17 protein-coding genes and 1 tRNA gene are annotated in these 16,863 nt (G+C 66.2%); 15 read left to right on the top strand and 3 right to left on the bottom strand.

From position 1 onward, the window contains the following. Positions 1 to 68: 68 nt before the first annotated feature. The 15 genes from DRW48_RS11195 to DRW48_RS11125 all read left to right on the top strand — a co-directional run bounded on the left by DRW48_RS11195 (position 69) and on the right by DRW48_RS11125 (position 15,325). Entirely contained in the window at positions 69 to 1,418 is a 1,350-nt protein-coding gene (locus tag DRW48_RS11195; protein WP_114076502.1) for a dihydroorotase, read from the top strand. 184 nt (positions 1,419 to 1,602) lie between these two features. Continuing rightward, a complete protein-coding gene (locus DRW48_RS11190) occupies positions 1,603 to 2,220 on the top strand; it encodes a flavin reductase family protein (protein ID WP_114076501.1) in 618 nt (205 codons plus the stop codon). 36 nt (positions 2,221 to 2,256) lie between these two features. Then, a complete protein-coding gene (locus DRW48_RS11185) occupies positions 2,257 to 2,952 on the top strand; it encodes an aspartate/glutamate racemase family protein (protein WP_114076500.1) in 696 nt (231 codons plus the stop codon). Next, the gene (locus tag DRW48_RS11180) at positions 2,949 to 4,349 is read left to right on the top strand and encodes an FAD-binding oxidoreductase (RefSeq protein WP_114076499.1); all 1,401 of its coding nucleotides are present in this window, start codon (positions 2,949 to 2,951) and stop codon (positions 4,347 to 4,349) included. Before DRW48_RS11185 ends, DRW48_RS11180 begins: the two co-directional genes overlap by 4 nt. Positions 4,350 to 4,362: 13 nt before the next feature. Then, the gene (locus DRW48_RS11175) at positions 4,363 to 5,292 is read left to right on the top strand and encodes a dihydrodipicolinate synthase family protein (protein WP_114076498.1); all 930 of its coding nucleotides are present in this window, start codon (positions 4,363 to 4,365) and stop codon (positions 5,290 to 5,292) included. Continuing rightward, positions 5,292 to 6,077, top strand: a complete 786-nt coding sequence (locus DRW48_RS11170) for an SDR family oxidoreductase (RefSeq protein ID WP_114076497.1) — start codon at positions 5,292 to 5,294, stop codon at positions 6,075 to 6,077. Before DRW48_RS11175 ends, DRW48_RS11170 begins: the two co-directional genes overlap by 1 nt. Before the next feature lie 14 nt (positions 6,078 to 6,091). Next, positions 6,092 to 6,445, top strand: a complete 354-nt coding sequence (locus DRW48_RS11165) for a VOC family protein (protein WP_114076496.1) — start codon at positions 6,092 to 6,094, stop codon at positions 6,443 to 6,445. Positions 6,446 to 7,128: 683 nt separating this feature from the next. After that, positions 7,129 to 8,268, top strand: coding sequence for a P1 family peptidase (locus DRW48_RS11160; protein ID WP_162784739.1), 1,140 nt, complete (start codon positions 7,129 to 7,131; stop codon positions 8,266 to 8,268). Positions 8,269 to 8,403: 135 nt separating this feature from the next. After that, entirely contained in the window at positions 8,404 to 9,612 is a 1,209-nt protein-coding gene (locus tag DRW48_RS11155) for an ABC transporter substrate-binding protein (RefSeq protein WP_199286087.1), read from the top strand. 113 nt (positions 9,613 to 9,725) lie between these two features. Continuing rightward, positions 9,726 to 10,580, top strand: coding sequence for a branched-chain amino acid ABC transporter permease (locus DRW48_RS11150; protein WP_114076494.1), 855 nt, complete (start codon positions 9,726 to 9,728; stop codon positions 10,578 to 10,580). After that, positions 10,577 to 11,563 (top strand): branched-chain amino acid ABC transporter permease, encoded by a 987-nt coding sequence (locus tag DRW48_RS11145; protein ID WP_114076493.1) that lies wholly within the window; start codon positions 10,577 to 10,579, stop codon positions 11,561 to 11,563. Before DRW48_RS11150 ends, DRW48_RS11145 begins: the two co-directional genes overlap by 4 nt. After that, complete coding sequence (locus DRW48_RS11140; RefSeq protein ID WP_114076492.1) at positions 11,560 to 12,327, top strand: ABC transporter ATP-binding protein; 768 nt, start codon at positions 11,560 to 11,562, stop codon at positions 12,325 to 12,327. The genes DRW48_RS11145 and DRW48_RS11140 overlap by 4 nt, the downstream gene beginning before the upstream one ends. Continuing rightward, positions 12,324 to 13,034, top strand: coding sequence for an ABC transporter ATP-binding protein (locus tag DRW48_RS11135; protein WP_114076491.1), 711 nt, complete (start codon positions 12,324 to 12,326; stop codon positions 13,032 to 13,034). The genes DRW48_RS11140 and DRW48_RS11135 overlap by 4 nt, the downstream gene beginning before the upstream one ends. Positions 13,035 to 13,049: 15 nt before the next feature. After that, the gene (locus DRW48_RS11130; RefSeq protein ID WP_114077518.1) at positions 13,050 to 14,558 is read left to right on the top strand and encodes a M81 family metallopeptidase; all 1,509 of its coding nucleotides are present in this window, start codon (positions 13,050 to 13,052) and stop codon (positions 14,556 to 14,558) included. Beyond that, complete coding sequence (locus tag DRW48_RS11125; protein WP_241963248.1) at positions 14,555 to 15,325, top strand: FadR/GntR family transcriptional regulator; 771 nt, start codon at positions 14,555 to 14,557, stop codon at positions 15,323 to 15,325. Before DRW48_RS11130 ends, DRW48_RS11125 begins: the two co-directional genes overlap by 4 nt. A gap of 48 nt (positions 15,326 to 15,373) precedes the next feature. Here the strand turns inward: DRW48_RS11125 and DRW48_RS11120 are convergent. The 3 genes from DRW48_RS11120 to DRW48_RS11110 all read right to left on the bottom strand — a co-directional run bounded on the left by DRW48_RS11120 (position 15,374) and on the right by DRW48_RS11110 (position 16,797). After that, a tRNA-Ser gene (locus tag DRW48_RS11120) sits at positions 15,374 to 15,463 on the bottom strand. A gap of 38 nt (positions 15,464 to 15,501) precedes the next feature. Further along, positions 15,502 to 16,116: a polyhydroxyalkanoate synthesis repressor PhaR gene (phaR, locus tag DRW48_RS11115; protein WP_114076490.1), complete on the bottom strand. Its 615-nt coding sequence runs from the start codon at positions 16,114 to 16,116 to the stop codon at positions 15,502 to 15,504. A 183-nt stretch (positions 16,117 to 16,299) separates the two neighbouring features. Next, positions 16,300 to 16,797, bottom strand: a complete 498-nt coding sequence (locus tag DRW48_RS11110) for a phasin family protein (RefSeq protein ID WP_114076489.1) — start codon at positions 16,795 to 16,797, stop codon at positions 16,300 to 16,302. Between the last annotated feature and the right edge of the window lie 66 nt (positions 16,798 to 16,863).

The following is a 16,863-nucleotide window of genomic DNA, read 5'->3' as shown; positions in this document are numbered from 1 at the left end:
CGAACTTGGTATGCCCCAGTTCGGGCGATCTCGCTATGGTTGTCGCAGCACTCACACGGGAAGGTACCATGGGCGATTTCGATCTGGTTCTGAGCGGGCGCGTCGTGATGGACGACGGCATCATCGAGAACGGCTATGTTGCCGTGCGTGATGGACGCTGCATTCAGGTCGGCACCGGCCACGCCCCCGCCGCGGCCGAGCGGCACGAGCTGGGACAGGCATGGATCATGCCCGGCGTCATCGATGGCCAGGTGCACTGCTACAGCGCAGGCCGGACCGAAGGCATCGGCCGCGCGTCACGCGCCGCGGCCGCCGGCGGCATCACCGTCATGGTGGACATGCCCTATGACCAGCCCGAGCCGATCACCAATGCCGACCTGTTCCGCCAGAAGATCGCCACCGTCGAGGACGAGGCACATGTCGATGTCGCCCTCTACGCCACGATCGCCCCTGAAAACGGGCTGGGCGCCATTCCCGGTCTCGTCGAGGCGGGGGCCTGCGCCTTCAAGTTCTCGACCTTCGAGGCAAACCCGACCCGCTTCCCCCGGATTGGCGATGACACGTTGGCCGAGGCCTTTCGCCTGGTGAAGCACTCGGGCCTGATGTGCGGTGTGCACAACCAGGACCAGGAGCTGAGCCGCAAGAACATCGCCCGCGCCATCGAGACAGGCGACACCGGCTGGGACGCCTTTGGCCGCGCGAACAACACGCTGGTCGAGGATCTGGCCACCGCCCGCATCTACGAGTTGGGCGCTTTGACCGGCGCCCGGGCGCACGCGGTCCATGTTTCGACCTCGCGCGGGTTCGAGATCGCCGAGATGTACAAGCGCGCCGGCCACCGCGCCAGCATCGAGACCTGCGTGCAATACCTGATGCTGAACGAAGAAGAGCATGTGCGCCGCTTTGGCGCCCGCACAAAGCACTATCCCCCGATCCGGCCACGCGCCCAGATGGAGGCGCTGTGGACGCATATCGCTGCCGGGCATTGCGATTTCGTCTCGTCCGACCACGTGTCCTGGGGTCTGGAGACAAAGCAGGCCGAGAACTTCTTTGACAACATGTCCGGCGGCCCGGGCCTTGAAACCTTGCTGCCCGCCTTCTGGACCGGCTGTGAAGAGCACGGGATCTCGCCCAGCATGGTCACCCGGCAGATGTGCAGTGGTCCGGCGCGATCCTTCCTCCTAGCGGACAAGGGCCGCCTCGCGCCCGGCGCTGACGCCGACATCGTCGTGCTGGAGCCGGGCCGCTTCATCCACGATCCGTCGAACAGCCAGGCCGCCGTGCAGTGGAGTTCCTTTGAGGGACGCGAGTTCAGCGTGCGCGTCGCCGCGACCTACAGCCGCGGCAAGCTTGTCTGGGACGGCAAGGCGATCCGCAACCAGGCGGGCGATGGCCAGTTCCTGCGTCCTGCAGCCTGACATGGCCTGCGGGATCGAGGGTGACTGTGGAGGGCTGTCGGGCCGGGTGGCATCGTGGGGGATCGCCAGTGGTATTGTGCGGGTTGGGCAGGTGGCGATGGCTTCTACGGCCAGCGGCGCGCGTCCTCACGCTCTGAACCCGCGTTGCCACGACGGCCTCACCATCCCTAAAGCCGCATGATCCATGGACTGGTCGGTATCCGAACTCACCGAGCGCGAGGTCTACAAGCTCCTCGTCAATACGGTTCTTCCGCGGCCCATCGCGCTCGTCACCAGCCTTGACGCAAAGGGCGGGATCAACGCGGCGCCGTTCAGTTTTTTCAATGTCTTCAGCCATGCCCCTCCGCTTGTGGTTCTGGGTATCGAGGGGCGCGCGGGGGATCCTGATGAACCCATGGGCCTCAAGGACACGCTGAACAACATCCGCAGCACCGGCGAGTTCGTGGTGAACCTGGTGGACCGGGCGATGCTGCCGGCGATGAACGCCTGCGCGGTCGACCACGCACCGGGCGTCGACGAGCTTGCCCTCGCGGGGCTTGAGGCAGTTCCCTCGCGCGCCGTCGCGCCGCCCCGCATCGCCGCCTCGCCGGTGCAGTTCGAATGCCGCGAGACCGTGACCCTTGCTGTCGGGCGGCGCCAGCGGATGCTGGTTTTGGGCGAGATCATCCACATCTGGGTGCGCGACGGTGCCACCAACGAACGCCTGCATGTGGATATCGACGCGCTCGATCTCGTCGGGCGGCTGCACGGCGCAGACTGGTACGTCTCCCTGCGCGAGCGCTTTCAGTCGCCAAGAAAATAGACCTCACTTCGGCTTGTCAGAGGAAAGGCCCACGGAATGTCGGCGCAAAACAGCACGATCTACGTCATCAACCCGAACTCCAGCACCGTGGTAACCGCCGGGATCGACGCGGCGATGGAGCCGCTGCGCCCATGCGGCCTGCGCATCGAATGCGTCACGCTGGAAGGCACGCCCAAGGGTATCCAGACCCAGCGCGATGTCGATTCCATCGACGGCCCGCTGCTGAATCGCGCCGCCCAGCTGGAAGACAGCGCCTGCGGTTTCGTCGTCGCCTGCTTCAGCGATCCCGGCATGTTCGCCCTGCGCGAGCAGAGCCGTCACCCGGTTCTCGGGATTGCGGAATGCGGCATGTTGACCGCTATGAGCCTCGGCCAGCGGATCGGCGTCATCTCGATCCTCTCGACCTCGATCCCCCGGCACATGCGCCTGTTCGGCGCGATGGGCATCATGGACCGGATCGCCGCCGATCGTGCCATCGGGATGGGCGTGGCCGATCTGGCGGACGACGCCCGCGCGGTCGCGCTGATGAGCGAGACGGGCCGGATGCTGCGCGACGAGGACGGCGCGGACGTGCTGGTCATGGGCTGCGCAGGAATGGCGCGCTTTCGCGCCGCGGTCGAGCAGGCGGTCGGCATCCCGGTCGTCGAGCCGACGCAAGCCGCCGTCGGCATGATGATCGGCCGCGTCAGCCTCGGCTGGGCCGGCAAGACGGACGCGAAGGCGGCACGATGAGCAGCCTTGCCGAGGAACTGCGCGCCATAGTCGGCGACAGGCATGTCCTGCAGTCCGAGGCAGAGATGGCGCCTTATCTGGTCGACTGGATGGGGAAATATCACGGCCAGGCGCAGCTAGTCGTCTCGCCCGGCACGACCGCGGAAGTCTCGGATACCGTCCGGGCCTGCGCCCGCCATGGCGCGATCGTGGTCCCGCAGGGCGGAAACACCAGCCTCTCAGGCGGGGCGACGCCGGGCTCTGCGGGGGCGGTGGTCCTGTCCACTCGCCGGCTGCGGACGCTGCGGCGTGTCGATCCGGTCGGCAATACCATCACGGCAGAGGCCGGCTGCATCCTGGCCGAGGTCCAGCAGGCCGCACAATCCGCTGGCCGCTACTTTCCCCTCAGCCTCGGGGCGGAGGGCAGTTGCACCATTGGCGGCAATGTCGCGACGAGTGCCGGCGGCGTTGCCGTGCTGCGCTATGGCAACATGCGCGACCTGACCCTTGGCGTCGAGGTGGTGCTGCCGGACGGCCGCCTGTTCGACGGGCTGCGCGATCTGCGCAAGGACAGCACCGGCTATTCGCTGCGCGATCTCTTCGTCGGCTCGGAAGGCACGCTCGGGATCATCACTGCGGCGACGCTGCGCCTGTTCCCGACCCCGCGCGCCTCCGTCACCGCCATGGCCAGTGTCGAGGGTCTGGATCAGGCGGTGTCGCTGCTCAACCAGATCAACGATCATTGTGGCGACCGCCTGTCGGCCTTCGAATACATCAGCGGCGCCTGCCTGTCGGTGATCGCCAAGCATGTTCCGTCAGCCCCCCTGCCCTTGCCCGCCGCAAGTGACGCGGTGCTGATCGAACTGACCGACAGTCACGCGGATGCGCCCTTGGCTGCCATGCTTGAGGAGCAACTGGTCACCGCAAGCGAAGCAGGGCTGATTTCCGACGCCGTCGTGGCACAGAACGCCGCCCAGGCCGGGGCCTTCTGGAAGGTCCGCGAGGCGATCTCGGAGGCTCTGGTCCGCGAGGGCGGCAGCGCCAAACATGACGTGGCGGTCCCCGTCTCGTCGCTGCCGGAATTCGTCGCTGATGCGGATGCGGCCGTCCAGCGAGTGATGCCGGGCGCGCGGCCGGTGATCTTTGGCCACCTCGGCGATGGCAACCTGCACTACAACCTGCTGCGTCCCGTGGACGCAGGCAACGCCTTTCCGGGCTGGGATCGCGTGACCAGCGGGGTTCATGCCGTCGTGTCGCAGTACCGCGGCTCGATCAGCGCCGAGCACGGGATAGGCCAGTTGCGCGTAGGCGAGATGCCTGCGTTCAAGGGCGAGATCGAACTGGAACTGATGCAGCGCATCAAGGGCCTTCTCGACCCGCAGGGCCTGTTCAACCCCGGCAAACTTCTACCACTCTGACAAGGATTGACCGATGCTTCTGGATGAAACCGCGCGCGGCGTATTCGTAATTTCCGTCACGCCTTTTACCGAGGACGGCAGTCTCGACCTCGACAGCACCGACCGGCTTGTCGATTTCTACCGTGAAAAGGGCGCGACGGGCCTGACTGTCCTCGGAATGATGGGCGAGGCGCCCAAGCTGACGGCCGACGAATCCGCCGCCTTCGTGCAGCGCGTGCTGGACCGCGCCGGTTCCGACCTGCCGGTCGTCGTGGGCGTCTCGGCCCCCGGGTTTGCTGCGATGAAGGAGCTCTCGGACCGCGTGATGCAGATGGGCGCTGCGGGCGTGATGGTCGCGCCGCCCTCGGCGCTGCGCACGGACCAGCAACTCTACGGCTATTTCACCGGCGTTGCCGATGTCATCGGTGCCGACGTGCCGTTCGTTCTGCAGGACTTTCCGCTGGCGACGAGCGTGCAGATGTCAGCCGACCTCATCATCCGCATCATCCGCGACGTGCCAAGTTGCGTCATGCTCAAGCATGAGGACTGGCCGGGCCTTGCCAAAATCGACGCGCTGCGGGCGGCCGGGAGGAAGGATGGCCTGCGCCGCATCTCGATCCTCGCCGGCAATGGCGGGATGTTCCTGCCGGAGGAGTTGCGGCGCGGCAGCGACGGCGCCATGACCGGCTTTGGCTACCCCGAGATGATGGCCGACGTGCAGGCCGCGCATGACCGCGGCGATACGGACCGCGCACAGGACCTGTTCGACGCCTACTTGCCGCTGGCCCGCTACGAGCAGCAGCCGGGCCTCGGCCTCGCGCTGCGCAAGGCGATCCTCGCGCGGCGCGGCGCGATTGCCTCGGCCCATGCGCGTAGGCCCGCGCCCAAACTGTCCCCGGCCGACATGGCGGATATCGAATTCCTCATCACCCGCCAGGAGCGTCGCCTGAAGGAGCTGAACTGATGGATCTGGGCATCAAGGGGCGGCGCGCGCTCGTACTCGGCAGCAGCCAGGGCCTCGGTGCCGCGATCGCCACGGCGCTGGCGCAGGAGGGTGCGATCGTGACCGCGGCCGCGCGCAACACGGACAAGATCAAGGATTGGGCCGGCAACCTTACAGGCGGAGCTGCCGGCAACGTCCAGGCGGCGCATGTCGATCTGGCCGATGTCGCCAGCGTCGATGCCCTGGCCGAGTCGCTTCTGCGATCCGGCGGGGTTGATATCCTGGTCCTCAATTCCGGCGGACCGCCCCCCGGCGAGGCCCGCTCGGCCGCGCGCTCTGACTGGACGGCGCAGTTCGAGGCGATGGCCGCCAACCTGTTCCACCTCGCCGGGCGCCTTTTGCCGGCGATGGAGGTGCGCAAGTGGGGCCGCATCATAGTCCTCGGCTCGTCGGGGATCGAGCAGCCGATTCCCCGGCTGGCACTGTCGAACGCGATCCGCGCCTCGGTCCTCGGCTGGGCAAAGACCCTGTCGGCCGAGGTCGCGGCCAACGGCGTGACCGTGAACGTGGTCCTGCCCGGCCGCATCCACACCGAGCGCGTGGATCAGTTGGACGCCGCGACCGCCTCGCGCCAGCAGCAGCCCGTCGAGGACGTGGCGGCTGCCTCGCGTGCGACGATCCCCGCCGGCCGCTACGGCGCGCCGCAAGAGTTCGCGGACGTGGTGGCCTTCCTCGCCAGCGAGCGCGCATCCTATGTCACCGGCGCCAAGATCAGGGTAGACGGCGGCGCCATCCGCAGCGTGTGAGGCGAGGACTTCCGATGCAACTGACCCTGGACCACGTCCACATCTTCGCTGCCTCGGCGCGGAAGACGGCGGATGACTACGTCGCCCTGCTCGGCGCGCGCGAGATCGAGCAATATGAGACGCCCAACGGCCTGCGCGTCATCCTGCAGCTGGGTGGCGCGCAGGTCTATATCGAGGAGCGCGCGGGGGGCACCGGCGCGGTCGATCACCTGGCTTTTGCGACCCGGGACCTCGACGCCGCAGTGGCGCATATCGAGAATTCGGGTGGGACGATCCTCACGCCTCCGCGCCAGGTCCGCGAAGGGCTTCGCATCGCCTTCGTGGCACCCGAAGGCGGCGGCAAGACCGAGATCGTGCAGAGGGGCTGAACAAGGCTGGTCTTGAGGGCCTGCGCGGGGGCCCGCCGACGACGGTGGGCTCCCCGACAGGATTGGCGAGCTGTAGCTTCAATTGGCATCCGGGCGGCTAGCGCCCGCTACACCTTAAAATTGGAGATGCCGTGGCTGCTGCTCCGGCGTCCGCGTCCGATCCGGTCTTCGCAAGTGGGCTCGCGTCGCGAGACGCCCGCCGCCGTTGCCGTCAACTGGGCTGCGCAGCGAGCGGTGCAGACGGTCGCGCGCTTCCGCCAGGTCCAGCCGCGCTCCCCCACGATTGCGGATGAGCGGAGAGTTACTCGGTCCTGCACAACATCCATGAGTGTCGCCACCGTCATGGTGGAAGCCCTTTCCGAGGCTTAAACCGACCTTGGGCGGGAGCAATGCGTATCTCGCTCCCGCGACAAAAAACCCGGGCCTTTGCCGAGGGCTCCACCCCTCATCGTGAAGCTCCTTCGCACCTCGCCGCGCCAGAATTTCCCCTGCTTTTCCCACCTAGCGCCCAAACTCGTGCTGATCCCTCCCCTTACCCCTTGAGGACGCATCACAATTTTTATTGACAGCAATCAGTGCTATTTATACGCATAATATGGTCATGCGGCATAAGAACCGGGGAGGGTTCGGCAATGCTAGACTCCGTCAAATCACGTCAAACTGACTCACGCAGCCGTCGCAGGATGCGCTGTTCCCTTGGGGTGGGAACTGCGATCGCGCTGCTGGCAGCGCAGATCGGTGCTGGCCCGGCATCTGCCCAGGCAGCGACCGAGGCCCCCAGGTTCGACAAGCATGGGACCAACAACGCCATCACCGACGTGCCGGGAATTCTCGTCGGGCAGGTGACGCGCAACGACCCGCCGTTCCTGACCGGCGTGACGGCCGTCTATGCACCCGACGGCGCGGTCGGCGGCGCGATAGTTCCCGGCGGCTGGCCGGGCAGCATCAACGTCGAGGTGTTGCAGCCGGGCAAAAACGACCAGGAATCGCACGTGATGTTCCTGACCGGCGGCAGCTATTTCGGCCTAGGCTCGTTCTCGGGGATCATGCGCTGGCTGGAGGAGCATGGCGTCGGCATGAATGTCGGCACTGATCCGCTGCATGTAGACCCGCTCGTCTCGGGCGCGGTGGTGTTCGACCTGCTGCGCGGGGGCGACTTCAAGGCAAGGCCCGACGCGGATTTCGGCTATCAGGCGATGGAAAACGCCAAGTCAGGTCCTGTCGAGCAGGGCAACGTCGGCGCGGGCACAGGCACCCGGTCGGGCGGCAAGAGCCTGCCGCTGAAGGGCGGCATCGGCACAGCCAGCGTGGAACTGGACAATGGCATCATTGTTGGCGCGATAACCGCGGTCAACGCGGTCGGCACGCCAGTCGATTTCTCGGACTGCAGTTTGCGGGCGGTGGATTTGGCTATCGGGGACGAGTTCGGCGCCTACAAGAGTCCCTCGCGCGAGGAATGTGACGCGGCGCTGGAAAAGGCAAAAATCGACGCGGAAACGGGCAAGCCGCATGCCAACACCACCATTGGCGTGCTGGCAACCAACGCCAAGCTGGACAAGGAACAGGTCAAGCAACTGGCCGAGGCGGTGTCTCGCGGTCATGGCCGCGCCATCGACCCGATTCACCTGATCAGCGACGGCGATTCCTACTTCACCCTCGCCACCGGCGAAGTGACCGCCGACGACGCGCAGATCCAGCAGATCTACGCTGCGGCGGAAAACGCCTTCGCCCGCGCCATCGTGCACGCAACGCTGAAGGCAACCTCGGTCGGTGAATTCGTCAGCTACTGCGACACTTTCCCGTCCGCCTGCGGGGCGCAGTGACCTTGCTTTCAATGTGAAACGATCCTGTCCGGTGCGCTGCAACTCGCGCACCGGACATTGCCGCCAACAACGATATTGCCCGGCAACAATCGATGCGTACTAATATAATCAAAAGCTGAATCTGGGGAGGAAGTCATGTTGCATCGCCGCGAGGTTCTGAAGCTATCATCTCTGGCCGCCACCAGCCTGACGATGCCCGGCCTGTTGCGCGCCGCCTGGGCGCAGGAGGGCACGATCCCGATCGGCGCGCCGTTGCCGATGTCGGGCGCCTTTGCCGCAAACGGCAAGTTCGGCGCGATGGGGACCGCCATGGCCGTCGAAGCGGCGGGCACGGTCCTCGACCGCAAGCTGTCCTATCTGGAAATCAACACCGAGGGCCGGCCCGCAAGCGCCGTGCGCAAGGTGCAGGAGGCGATGGAGCAGCAAAAGGCGACGCTGTTCGCCGGCGGCATCCTGTCCTCCGAAGCCCTCGCCATGGGCAAGGAAATCAGCAACCGTGGCGGCGTGTTCTTCACCACCGCCGGCGCCGACGAGATCACAGGCAGCGACTGCAACAAGGGCACCTTCCGCTGGAGCGTGCCGACCTTTGGCGCCATCAACCAGACCGTCCGGCCGCTGATCGAGCAACTGCCTGACGCGAAACGCTGGTACACCATCACCCCGCAATACGTGTTCGGCGAGGGTCTGCTGAGCGCCGCCAAAACGATCTTTGCCGAAAAGGGCATCGAGCATGTCGGCAACAGCTACCATTCGCTCGATGAAAAAGAGTTCAGCGGCTACATCACCAATGCGGTCGCCACCCAGCCCGACGTCCTGCTGATCCTGAACTTCGGCTCGCAATCCAGCTCGACGCTGCGCCAGGCCGTCAACTTCGGCCTGAAGGGCCGCATGAAGATCCTGGTCGCCTGGGCCTCCGGGCTGGAGCAGTTCGAGGCGCTGGGGCCGGAGATCAGCGAGGACGTCTATTTCGGCGCGCAGTATTGGCATGCCATCGACACGCCCTTCAACAACGAGCTGGTCAAGGCGGTGCAGGCCAAGCACGGGATCAACCCAAACTACTCGCTGGCGAGCGCTTACATGATCACCAAGCTGCTGATCGACGGCGCGGCCAAGGCCGGCGATACGACGGGCGAGGCCGTCGCCAAGGCGCTGGAGGGGATGAAATACCCGGGCCTGACGGGCGACGAGGAAATCCGGGCGGCCGATCATCAGGTGATCAAGAATTACTACCTGCTGAAGGGCAAGGCGAAGGACGCCATGAAAGACAAGGACGACTACGCCGACGTCATCAGTTCGGGCCAGTCGTTCCTGTCGCCCGAAGAAGCCGGCTGCAAGATGGGCTGAGGCGCGGCCCGCTGCGGTTGCAACTGCGGCGGGTCCCTACCCTTCGGCGTATCCGGGGCGGCCGCGGCTGACCCCGCGGTGCGCCGCCTTCCAGCCGCCGCGCGGAGAACGACATGATCTATCTGTTCCAGCTCATGAACGGCATCGGACTGGGGATGCTCTACTTCCTGCTCGCCGTGGGGCTGAGCGTCATCTTTGGCTTGCTGCATTTCGTGAACTTCGCGCATGGCGCATTTTACCTGCTCGGCGCCTATTTCTGTTTCGCGGTGTTCCAGATGGGCTTCGGCTTCTGGGTCGCGTTGGCGGTCGCACCGCTGCTGGTCGGCTTGCTGGCCGCGGTGACCGAGGCGTCGTTGCTGCGGCGCATCTATCGGCTGCCGCACACCTACCACATCATTGTCACGATCGGCCTGGCGCTCATCATCCAGGAACTGGTCATCATCATCTGGGGGCCGATCGGCTCCAGCGTTCCGGCACCGGCCGGCCTCGACGGCGCCGTGATGCTGGGCAGCTTCATCTACCCGGAATACCGGTTGTTCGTCATCGGTTTCACCGCCCTGCTCGCGGGCGGGCTGTGGTGGTTGCTGGAGGGTACGCGCCTTGGCGCGGTGGTCCGAGCAGGCTCGGAATCGGCCGACATGATCGCGCTGCTGGGCTATGACATCAAACGGATCAATACCGCGGTCTTTGCCCTCGGCGCGGGTCTGGCCGGGCTTGCCGGCGCCCTCGCCGCGCCCATTCGCGGGACCGATCCCTTCATGGGGGTCGAGGCGCTCGCCATCGCCTTTGTGGTTGTGGTCATCGGCGGCATGGGCAGCTATTCGGGCGCGCTGATCGCGGGGCTGCTGGTCGGCATCGTGCAGAGCATGATGACCACCATCTGGCCGCAGGGTGCGGGCATGGCGGTCTACCTCGCCATGGTGCTGATCATCCTCGCCATGCCGCGCGGGCTGATGGGGCGCGCATGACGAGCATCAACAAGCCGCTGTTCCAGTTTGCGCTTGCCGTGCTCGTCGCGGCCGCGCTGCCGATCTTCCTCAGTTCCGGCACACTCGCCTCGGAGGTGCTGATCTTCGCGATCGCCGCTGCCGCCTGCAACCTGCTGCTCGGCTACACCGGCCTTCTGTCCATCGGGCAGGGCGTCTTCTTCGGCATCGGCAGCTATACGCTGGGGCTGACGCTGGTGCATACCGCGCTGTCGCCGCTGATCGCACTCGCCTTCGCTGTGGTGCTTGGCGCAATCGTCGCGATCGGCATCGGGTGGCTCGCGATCCGGCGGCAAGGTGTCTACTTCGTCATGCTGACGCTCGCCTTCGCGCAGTTCTTTTACTTCCTCGCCTATACCTTCAGCGGCATCACCGGCGGAGACAACGGCCTGCTGGGAATCCCGCGTTCGAATATCGGGCCATTACGGCTGGCAGACTCGTGGACGTTCTACGGCTTTGTCGCGGTGCTGTTCCTGCTGGTCTTTGCCGGCCTGCAGCGGGTGGCGAGTTCCACCTTCGGCCGCACGCTGCTCGCCATCCGCGACAACGGCGCGCGGGCGCAGGCCATCGGCTTTCCGGTCCGCGCCTTCAAGATTGCCGCCTTCGCTATCTCGGGCGGCGTCACCGGCCTTGCCGGCGGCCTCCACGCCCTCCTCATCGGCATCGCGCCACTCGCCAACATCGACTACCACCTCAGCGAGAGCCTGCTGATCATGACGATCATCGGCGGCACCGGCAGCCTGTTCGCCTCGGTGCTTGGCGCCGGGTTCTTTGTCCTCGTCTCCGACACGCTGTCGGCGATCTGGCCGCGGTGGCTGCTGCTGCTGGGGGTGCTTCTGATCGCGCTGGCGCTGTTCATGCAGAAAGGCATCTGGGGTCTTGTCGAACGCCTCGTCGGCCTCGCGGCCGAGCGGCGCAGTCCGGCGGCGCAGACGCCCGCTGACCGGGCGGAGGAGCCGAGATGACCCAGGATCTGCTGGTCTCGAAAGGTCTCGGCGTCAAATACGGCAGCTTCGCCGCGCTCAGCGATGTCGACCTGAACATCCGGCCCAACACCGTTCATTCGATCATCGGCCCGAACGGCGCGGGCAAGACCACGCTGTTTCACGCGCTGACCGGCAGCGTCCGGGCAAGTTCGGGCCGGATCATGTTCGGCGGCCAGAACATCACGCCCCTCAGCGACGATCAGCGGGTCCGCATGGGCCTCGCGCGGTCATTCCAGGTGACGAGCCTCTTCCAGAGCCTGCCCGTGCGCGAGAACCTGCGGCTGGCCGCCCAAGGGCGGACACCCTGGCAGGCGCTGCGGATGTGGCAGGCGGCCGAGGCCAACAGCGAGGCCCTGGCCACCGCCGACGCCCTGATGCAGCGCCTCGACCTCAGCCGGGTGGCCGACCGCGCGGCGGGCGAGCTGTCCCACGGCCAGCAGCGGCGGCTGGAGGTCGGCATGGCGATGGCGTCAAAACCTCGCCTGATTCTCCTGGACGAGCCGACCTCGGGCATGGGCATAGACGACATCGGCTCGATGAAGCGCCTGATCGCCGATCTGGGGCGCGATCACACCGTGATCCTAATCGAGCATAACATGGGCATTGTCATGGACATCAGCGACAGGATTACCGTCATGCAATCCGGTCGTACGCTGGTCGAGGGAACGCCGGCCGAGATCCGCGACAACCCTGCCGTGCGCCGCGCCTATCTCGGCTCGATGATGACGGGGGGGCACGCATGAGCGGGGCCGCACTCGAGATCGAGGATGTGCATGCCTACTACGGCAAGAGCCACATCCTTCAGGGCGTCTCGCTGCGCGTCGCGCCGGGCGAGGTTGTCACCCTGCTGGGCCGCAACGGCGCCGGCAAATCGACGACGCTGAAGACCATCAGCGGCCTCGTCGCCCCGGCCGGCGGCCGCATCACCTTCGACGGAAAGGACATCGCCGGGATCAAGCCGCACCAGATCGCCGGCCGCGGGCTGTCGCTTGTCCCAGAGGACCGGGGCATCTTCGGCCTTCTGACGGTCGAGGAGAACCTGCGGATCGCGCAGCGCAAGGACTCGCTGTGGTCGCTGGCCGACGTCTACCGCAACTTCCCGCGGCTGGAGGAGCGCAAGCGCAATGGCGGGGCGCAACTGTCCGGCGGCGAGCAGCAGATGCTCGCCATCGCCCGCGCCCTGGTGAACGGGCCCAAGCTGCTGATGCTGGACGAGCCGGTCGAGGGCCTGGCGCCGGTCGTCGTCGACGAGATCGTCGCCCAGATCAAGCAGATCCGTTCCAGCGGCATTCCCATCCTGCTGGTCGAACAGAACCTCGCCGTCTGCACAGAACTCGCCGACCGGCACTACATCCTTGAACTGGGGCGAATCGCTTACGAGGGCACGCGCGCGGAGTTTGCCAGCGACGATGCGGTCAAGGACCGATACCTCGGCGTCGGCGCCCAGTAAGCAGTGGAGAACAATTTGCGTTTTGTCATCGCCCGCCTGAATCACGAGACCAACACCTTCTCGCCGCTGCCGACGCCGCTCGAAGCCTTCTCGCCGCACTTTGGCGAGGAGGCCCGCGCGGCGGCAGAGGGTTCGATCACCTCGATGGGCGCCTTCCTCGACTTTGCCCGCGCGCGTGGCGCCGAAGTCGCGACCCCGGTCTATGCCCACGCCAATCCCAGTGGGCCGGTTTCAGATGAGGCATTCGAGACGATGGCGGCGGCGATTGTGGACGCAGTCGCGCTGGGCTGCGACGCCATCCTGCTCGACCTGCACGGCGCGATGGTCACGGAAAGCCTCCATGACGGCGAGGGCGAGTTGCTGGAGCGTGTTCGGGCCGCCGCGCCGGGCATTCCCATCGGCGTGGCGCTCGACCTGCACGGCAACATCACCGGCCGGATGCTCGACAACGCCGATCTACTCGTGGGCTTCAAGACTTATCCCCATGTCGACATGGTCGAGACCGGGCAGCACGTCGCCCGGCTGATCGGTCGGATGCTCGACGAAGGCATCGCCCCCGCCCGCGCCCTGTCGCACCCGCCGCTGCTGGCCCAGACCCTGCAGATGAACACCGGGGTGCCCGGCGCCATGCAGGATGCCATCGCCGCGGCCCGCGCCGCCGAACGGCAGCCCGGCGTCCTCGCGGTCAGCGTCTTCGGCGGCTTTTCGATCGCCGACCTCGCAGAGGCCGGCGTCTCCGTCGTCGTGATCGCCGAGACGGGCGAGGTCGCCTCGGATGTGGCCAAGCGCCTTGGCACGGACATCTGGGCCGACCGGGAGGGGTTGGTTTACGTCGAGGAACCGCTCAGCCAATCGGTCGCGGCCGCAGCCGCTGCGGCCGATGCCGCGGCGGGCCAGGACGGCCCCGTGCTGATGCTCGATCATGGCGACAACTGCATGTCCGGCGGCACCTGCGATCGCATGGACGTCCTGGCCGAGGCGCTGCGCCAGGGCCTTCGCGGCATCATCGCCGGCCCGATCTGCGATGCCGAGGCGGTGGCACGCATGACCGAGGCCGGGGTCGGCAGCACGGTCACCCTCGGCCTCGGCAATACCTGGCATCTGCCCAAGATCGGCGTGGACAAGCCGCCGCTGGAACTGACCGGGACCGTCCGCGCCCTTGGCGAGGGCGCATACGTCATCAGCGGGCCGACCTACACCGGCATGCGCTGCAGCATGGGCCGGGCCGCCGTGCTGGAAACCCCGCAGGCGCTGATCCTCGTCTCGGAGGAGCCGCACGAGCCTTGGGACCTCGGGGTTTTCACCTCCATGCGGATCGATCCGCTTAAGGCCCGCTTCCTGATCCTGAAGTCGCGCATGTATTGCCGTCCGGTGTTCGAGCCGCTGTCAAAGGCCTTGGTCGAATGTGCCAGCCTTGGCGTCACCAGTTCCGATTTCGGGCTTTTCTCGTTCGAACATCTCGCGCGCCCGATCTATCCTCTCGATCCGGACACGGAATGGATCGCAGAGGCGCGCTTATCATGATGCAGGCACCAGCAGCACGGGACGAGGTCGACCGCCCGCGGCGCGCCAAGCTTTCAAACCTGATTTCAGAGGACTTGCTGAACTGGATCGCGCGCGAGGGGCTGAAGCCCGGCGACCGGCTGCCGAACGAGAAGACTCTGATGCAGCATTACCGCTGTGCCAAGGGGACGATCCGCGAAGCCCTGAAAGTCTTGGAAGTCCAAGGGCTTGTCGAAATGCAGACCGGGCCCAATGGCGGCGCGGTGATCCGGCCGGTTTCCATCGACGCGGTGACCCAGCAACTGCGGACCTATCTGCATTTTCAGTCGCTGGATTTCGAAGAGGTCTACGCGATCCGCCACAGCCTGGAGGTCACGCTGGCCGAAAGCGTCGTCGGCAAGCTGGACGAGACGCAGCTCACACGGTTGGAAGAGAACATCGAGAGCTGCGTCGCCGCCCTCGCCGCCGGCGAGCGCACCAAGGCCCGGCATCTGGAGCTGACCTTCCACGACCTTCTGTGCGAAAGCTGCCCGAACCCGCTGCTGGTCTTCATCTGCCATTTCGTGAATGGCCTTTTGCGCGATCTGGTCGAGTTCCGCAGCAACAGCCACGACGAACACGCCGCCTTCGCCCAGGCGAACCTAGAAAGCCACCGGCGGTTGCTTGACGCGTTCCGGGCGAACGACCGTGCCGCCGTATCGGGGATCATGGCAAAGCATATGTGCGAGGCCGAGAACTTCATGACCAGGCTGGATGCGGCGGTCCATTCGGACATGCTGAGCAGGTAACGCGCGGGCACGGACCGCGAGGTGGGGTCAGGTTAGCAATCTGAATTCTGGCGGAGCGAGAGGGATTCGAACCCTCGAGACGGTTCCCCGCCTACACACTTTCCAGGCGTGCGCCTTCGACCACTCGGCCACCGCTCCGTCAGGGTCGTCTAGCCGGACGCGTTCAGGCCCGCAAGTCAGAGCTTGCCGATGCGTGACTGCAATTCGGCCAACTGGCGGCGGATCTCGGCCATTTCGTCAGGGTCGGTAGCCGCGGCTTTCCCGGGCGGGTCCTCGTCGTCGGGCTCGGGGCCGCTCGACGCGGTGGGCCAGGTGGCGGTCATCGCCTGCAGGAACTTTTGCTGCTGGCGGCGCAGCGCCTCCAGCCCCGGGAGCGCGTCGAGGCCGGGGACCGCCAGCGGGGCGGGAAAGCTGGCCAGGTTCTCGAGCATACGTGTCTGGCCCTGGCGCAGCATCTCGAAGCTGGCGGCAAGGAATTGCGGCACCACACTCTGGGCGTTGCCCGCATAGCTGCGCACCAGGTCGGTCAGCACGTCGACCGGCAGGATGCTCTCGCCGCGGCTTTCGTGTTCGACGATGATCTGCAGCAGATACTGGCGGGTCAGGTCGTCACCTGATTTCAGGTCCACGATCCGGACCTCGCGACCGGCACGGATCACGGCCGCGATATCCTCGAGCGTGACGTAATCGCTGGTCTCGGTGTTGTAGAGGCGGCGGCTGGCGTAGCGCTTGATCAGCAGCGCGGGGCGCGCTTCGGGTACGTCAGATGGGGCTGGGCTGGGATCGGACATCCGCATCCTCGCAAGTTGGGAATGGCGATTTTGTCCCCTGCCCCGGCAAATGCCAACCGCAATTGCGGTAGCGCGGCGTCAGGGCAGGCATGCTAACCGAACCAGGCCGTCCGGATATGCGAACGGGGGCAGTTGCCCGCCCCCGTTCCTGCGGGCAAAGCCCGCATCATGCAGTGATCGAGATCAGGACTTGGCGTTGTCGGCCGCGGCCTTGGCACCGGCGTTGACGGCGCCCTGGACGTTGCGGGTCGCGGCCTCGGCCTGACGGCTGACGTTCTCGGCAACCGACTTGGCGGTGTTCTGCGCGTCAGCGGCGATGTCCTTGCCGGCGGTCAGCATCAGATCAACGGTTTCCATCTGAACTTTCTTGGCGATCTCGGCATAGGCAGCCATATGCTCGGCAGCCAGTTCGGCCGCGGCAGTGGCGAAATCGCTCATCGCCTTGGTGTAGTCAGCCGGCTGCTCCTTGGCGGAGGACAGCTCGCCCAGACGGGCGATCGTGTCCTTGGCCCAGCGCGACGACACTTCGGTCGAACGCTCGGCGGCCTCGAGGGCAACGCGCGACATCTTTTCGCCAAGGGCGGTCTGGGTGCGCAGGGCATCGCGCATCGACGAGGTGTCAACCGGCAGGTTCGACATGACGTCCTGCATGGCGCGGGTGTAGTCGGCGGGCTTGAGCATGGCTGTCTTCCTTGGGTCAGCGTCGCGGTGCGACTCGGGGATCGGATGACAGGACAATACATGCTG

Origin of the sequence: Paracoccus suum, from assembly GCF_003324675.1 — a bacterium.
Classification (GTDB): Bacteria; Pseudomonadota; Alphaproteobacteria; order Rhodobacterales; family Rhodobacteraceae; genus Paracoccus; species Paracoccus suum.
Note: the sequence above shows the minus strand (reverse complement) of the source record. Positions and strands in the feature narration are given on the sequence as shown.

Coding starts and splice junctions, on each gene's coding strand:
- DRW48_RS11195 (WP_114076502.1), top strand. CDS start 69: ATGGGCGATTTCGATCTGGTTCTGAGCGGGCGCGTCGTGATGGACGAC.
- DRW48_RS11190 (WP_114076501.1), top strand. CDS start 1,603: ATGGACTGGTCGGTATCCGAACTCACCGAGCGCGAGGTCTACAAGCTC.
- DRW48_RS11185 (WP_114076500.1), top strand. CDS start 2,257: ATGTCGGCGCAAAACAGCACGATCTACGTCATCAACCCGAACTCCAGC.
- DRW48_RS11180 (WP_114076499.1), top strand. CDS start 2,949: ATGAGCAGCCTTGCCGAGGAACTGCGCGCCATAGTCGGCGACAGGCAT.
- DRW48_RS11175 (WP_114076498.1), top strand. CDS start 4,363: ATGCTTCTGGATGAAACCGCGCGCGGCGTATTCGTAATTTCCGTCACG.
- DRW48_RS11170 (WP_114076497.1), top strand. CDS start 5,292: ATGGATCTGGGCATCAAGGGGCGGCGCGCGCTCGTACTCGGCAGCAGC.
- DRW48_RS11165 (WP_114076496.1), top strand. CDS start 6,092: ATGCAACTGACCCTGGACCACGTCCACATCTTCGCTGCCTCGGCGCGG.
- DRW48_RS11160 (WP_162784739.1), top strand. CDS start 7,129: ATGCGCTGTTCCCTTGGGGTGGGAACTGCGATCGCGCTGCTGGCAGCG.
- DRW48_RS11155 (WP_199286087.1), top strand. CDS start 8,404: ATGTTGCATCGCCGCGAGGTTCTGAAGCTATCATCTCTGGCCGCCACC.
- DRW48_RS11150 (WP_114076494.1), top strand. CDS start 9,726: ATGATCTATCTGTTCCAGCTCATGAACGGCATCGGACTGGGGATGCTC.
- DRW48_RS11145 (WP_114076493.1), top strand. CDS start 10,577: ATGACGAGCATCAACAAGCCGCTGTTCCAGTTTGCGCTTGCCGTGCTC.
- DRW48_RS11140 (WP_114076492.1), top strand. CDS start 11,560: ATGACCCAGGATCTGCTGGTCTCGAAAGGTCTCGGCGTCAAATACGGC.
- DRW48_RS11135 (WP_114076491.1), top strand. CDS start 12,324: ATGAGCGGGGCCGCACTCGAGATCGAGGATGTGCATGCCTACTACGGC.
- DRW48_RS11125 (WP_241963248.1), top strand. CDS start 14,555: ATGATGCAGGCACCAGCAGCACGGGACGAGGTCGACCGCCCGCGGCGC.
- phaR (WP_114076490.1), bottom strand. CDS start 16,116: ATGTCCGATCCCAGCCCAGCCCCATCTGACGTACCCGAAGCGCGCCCC.
- DRW48_RS11110 (WP_114076489.1), bottom strand. CDS start 16,797: ATGCTCAAGCCCGCCGACTACACCCGCGCCATGCAGGACGTCATGTCG.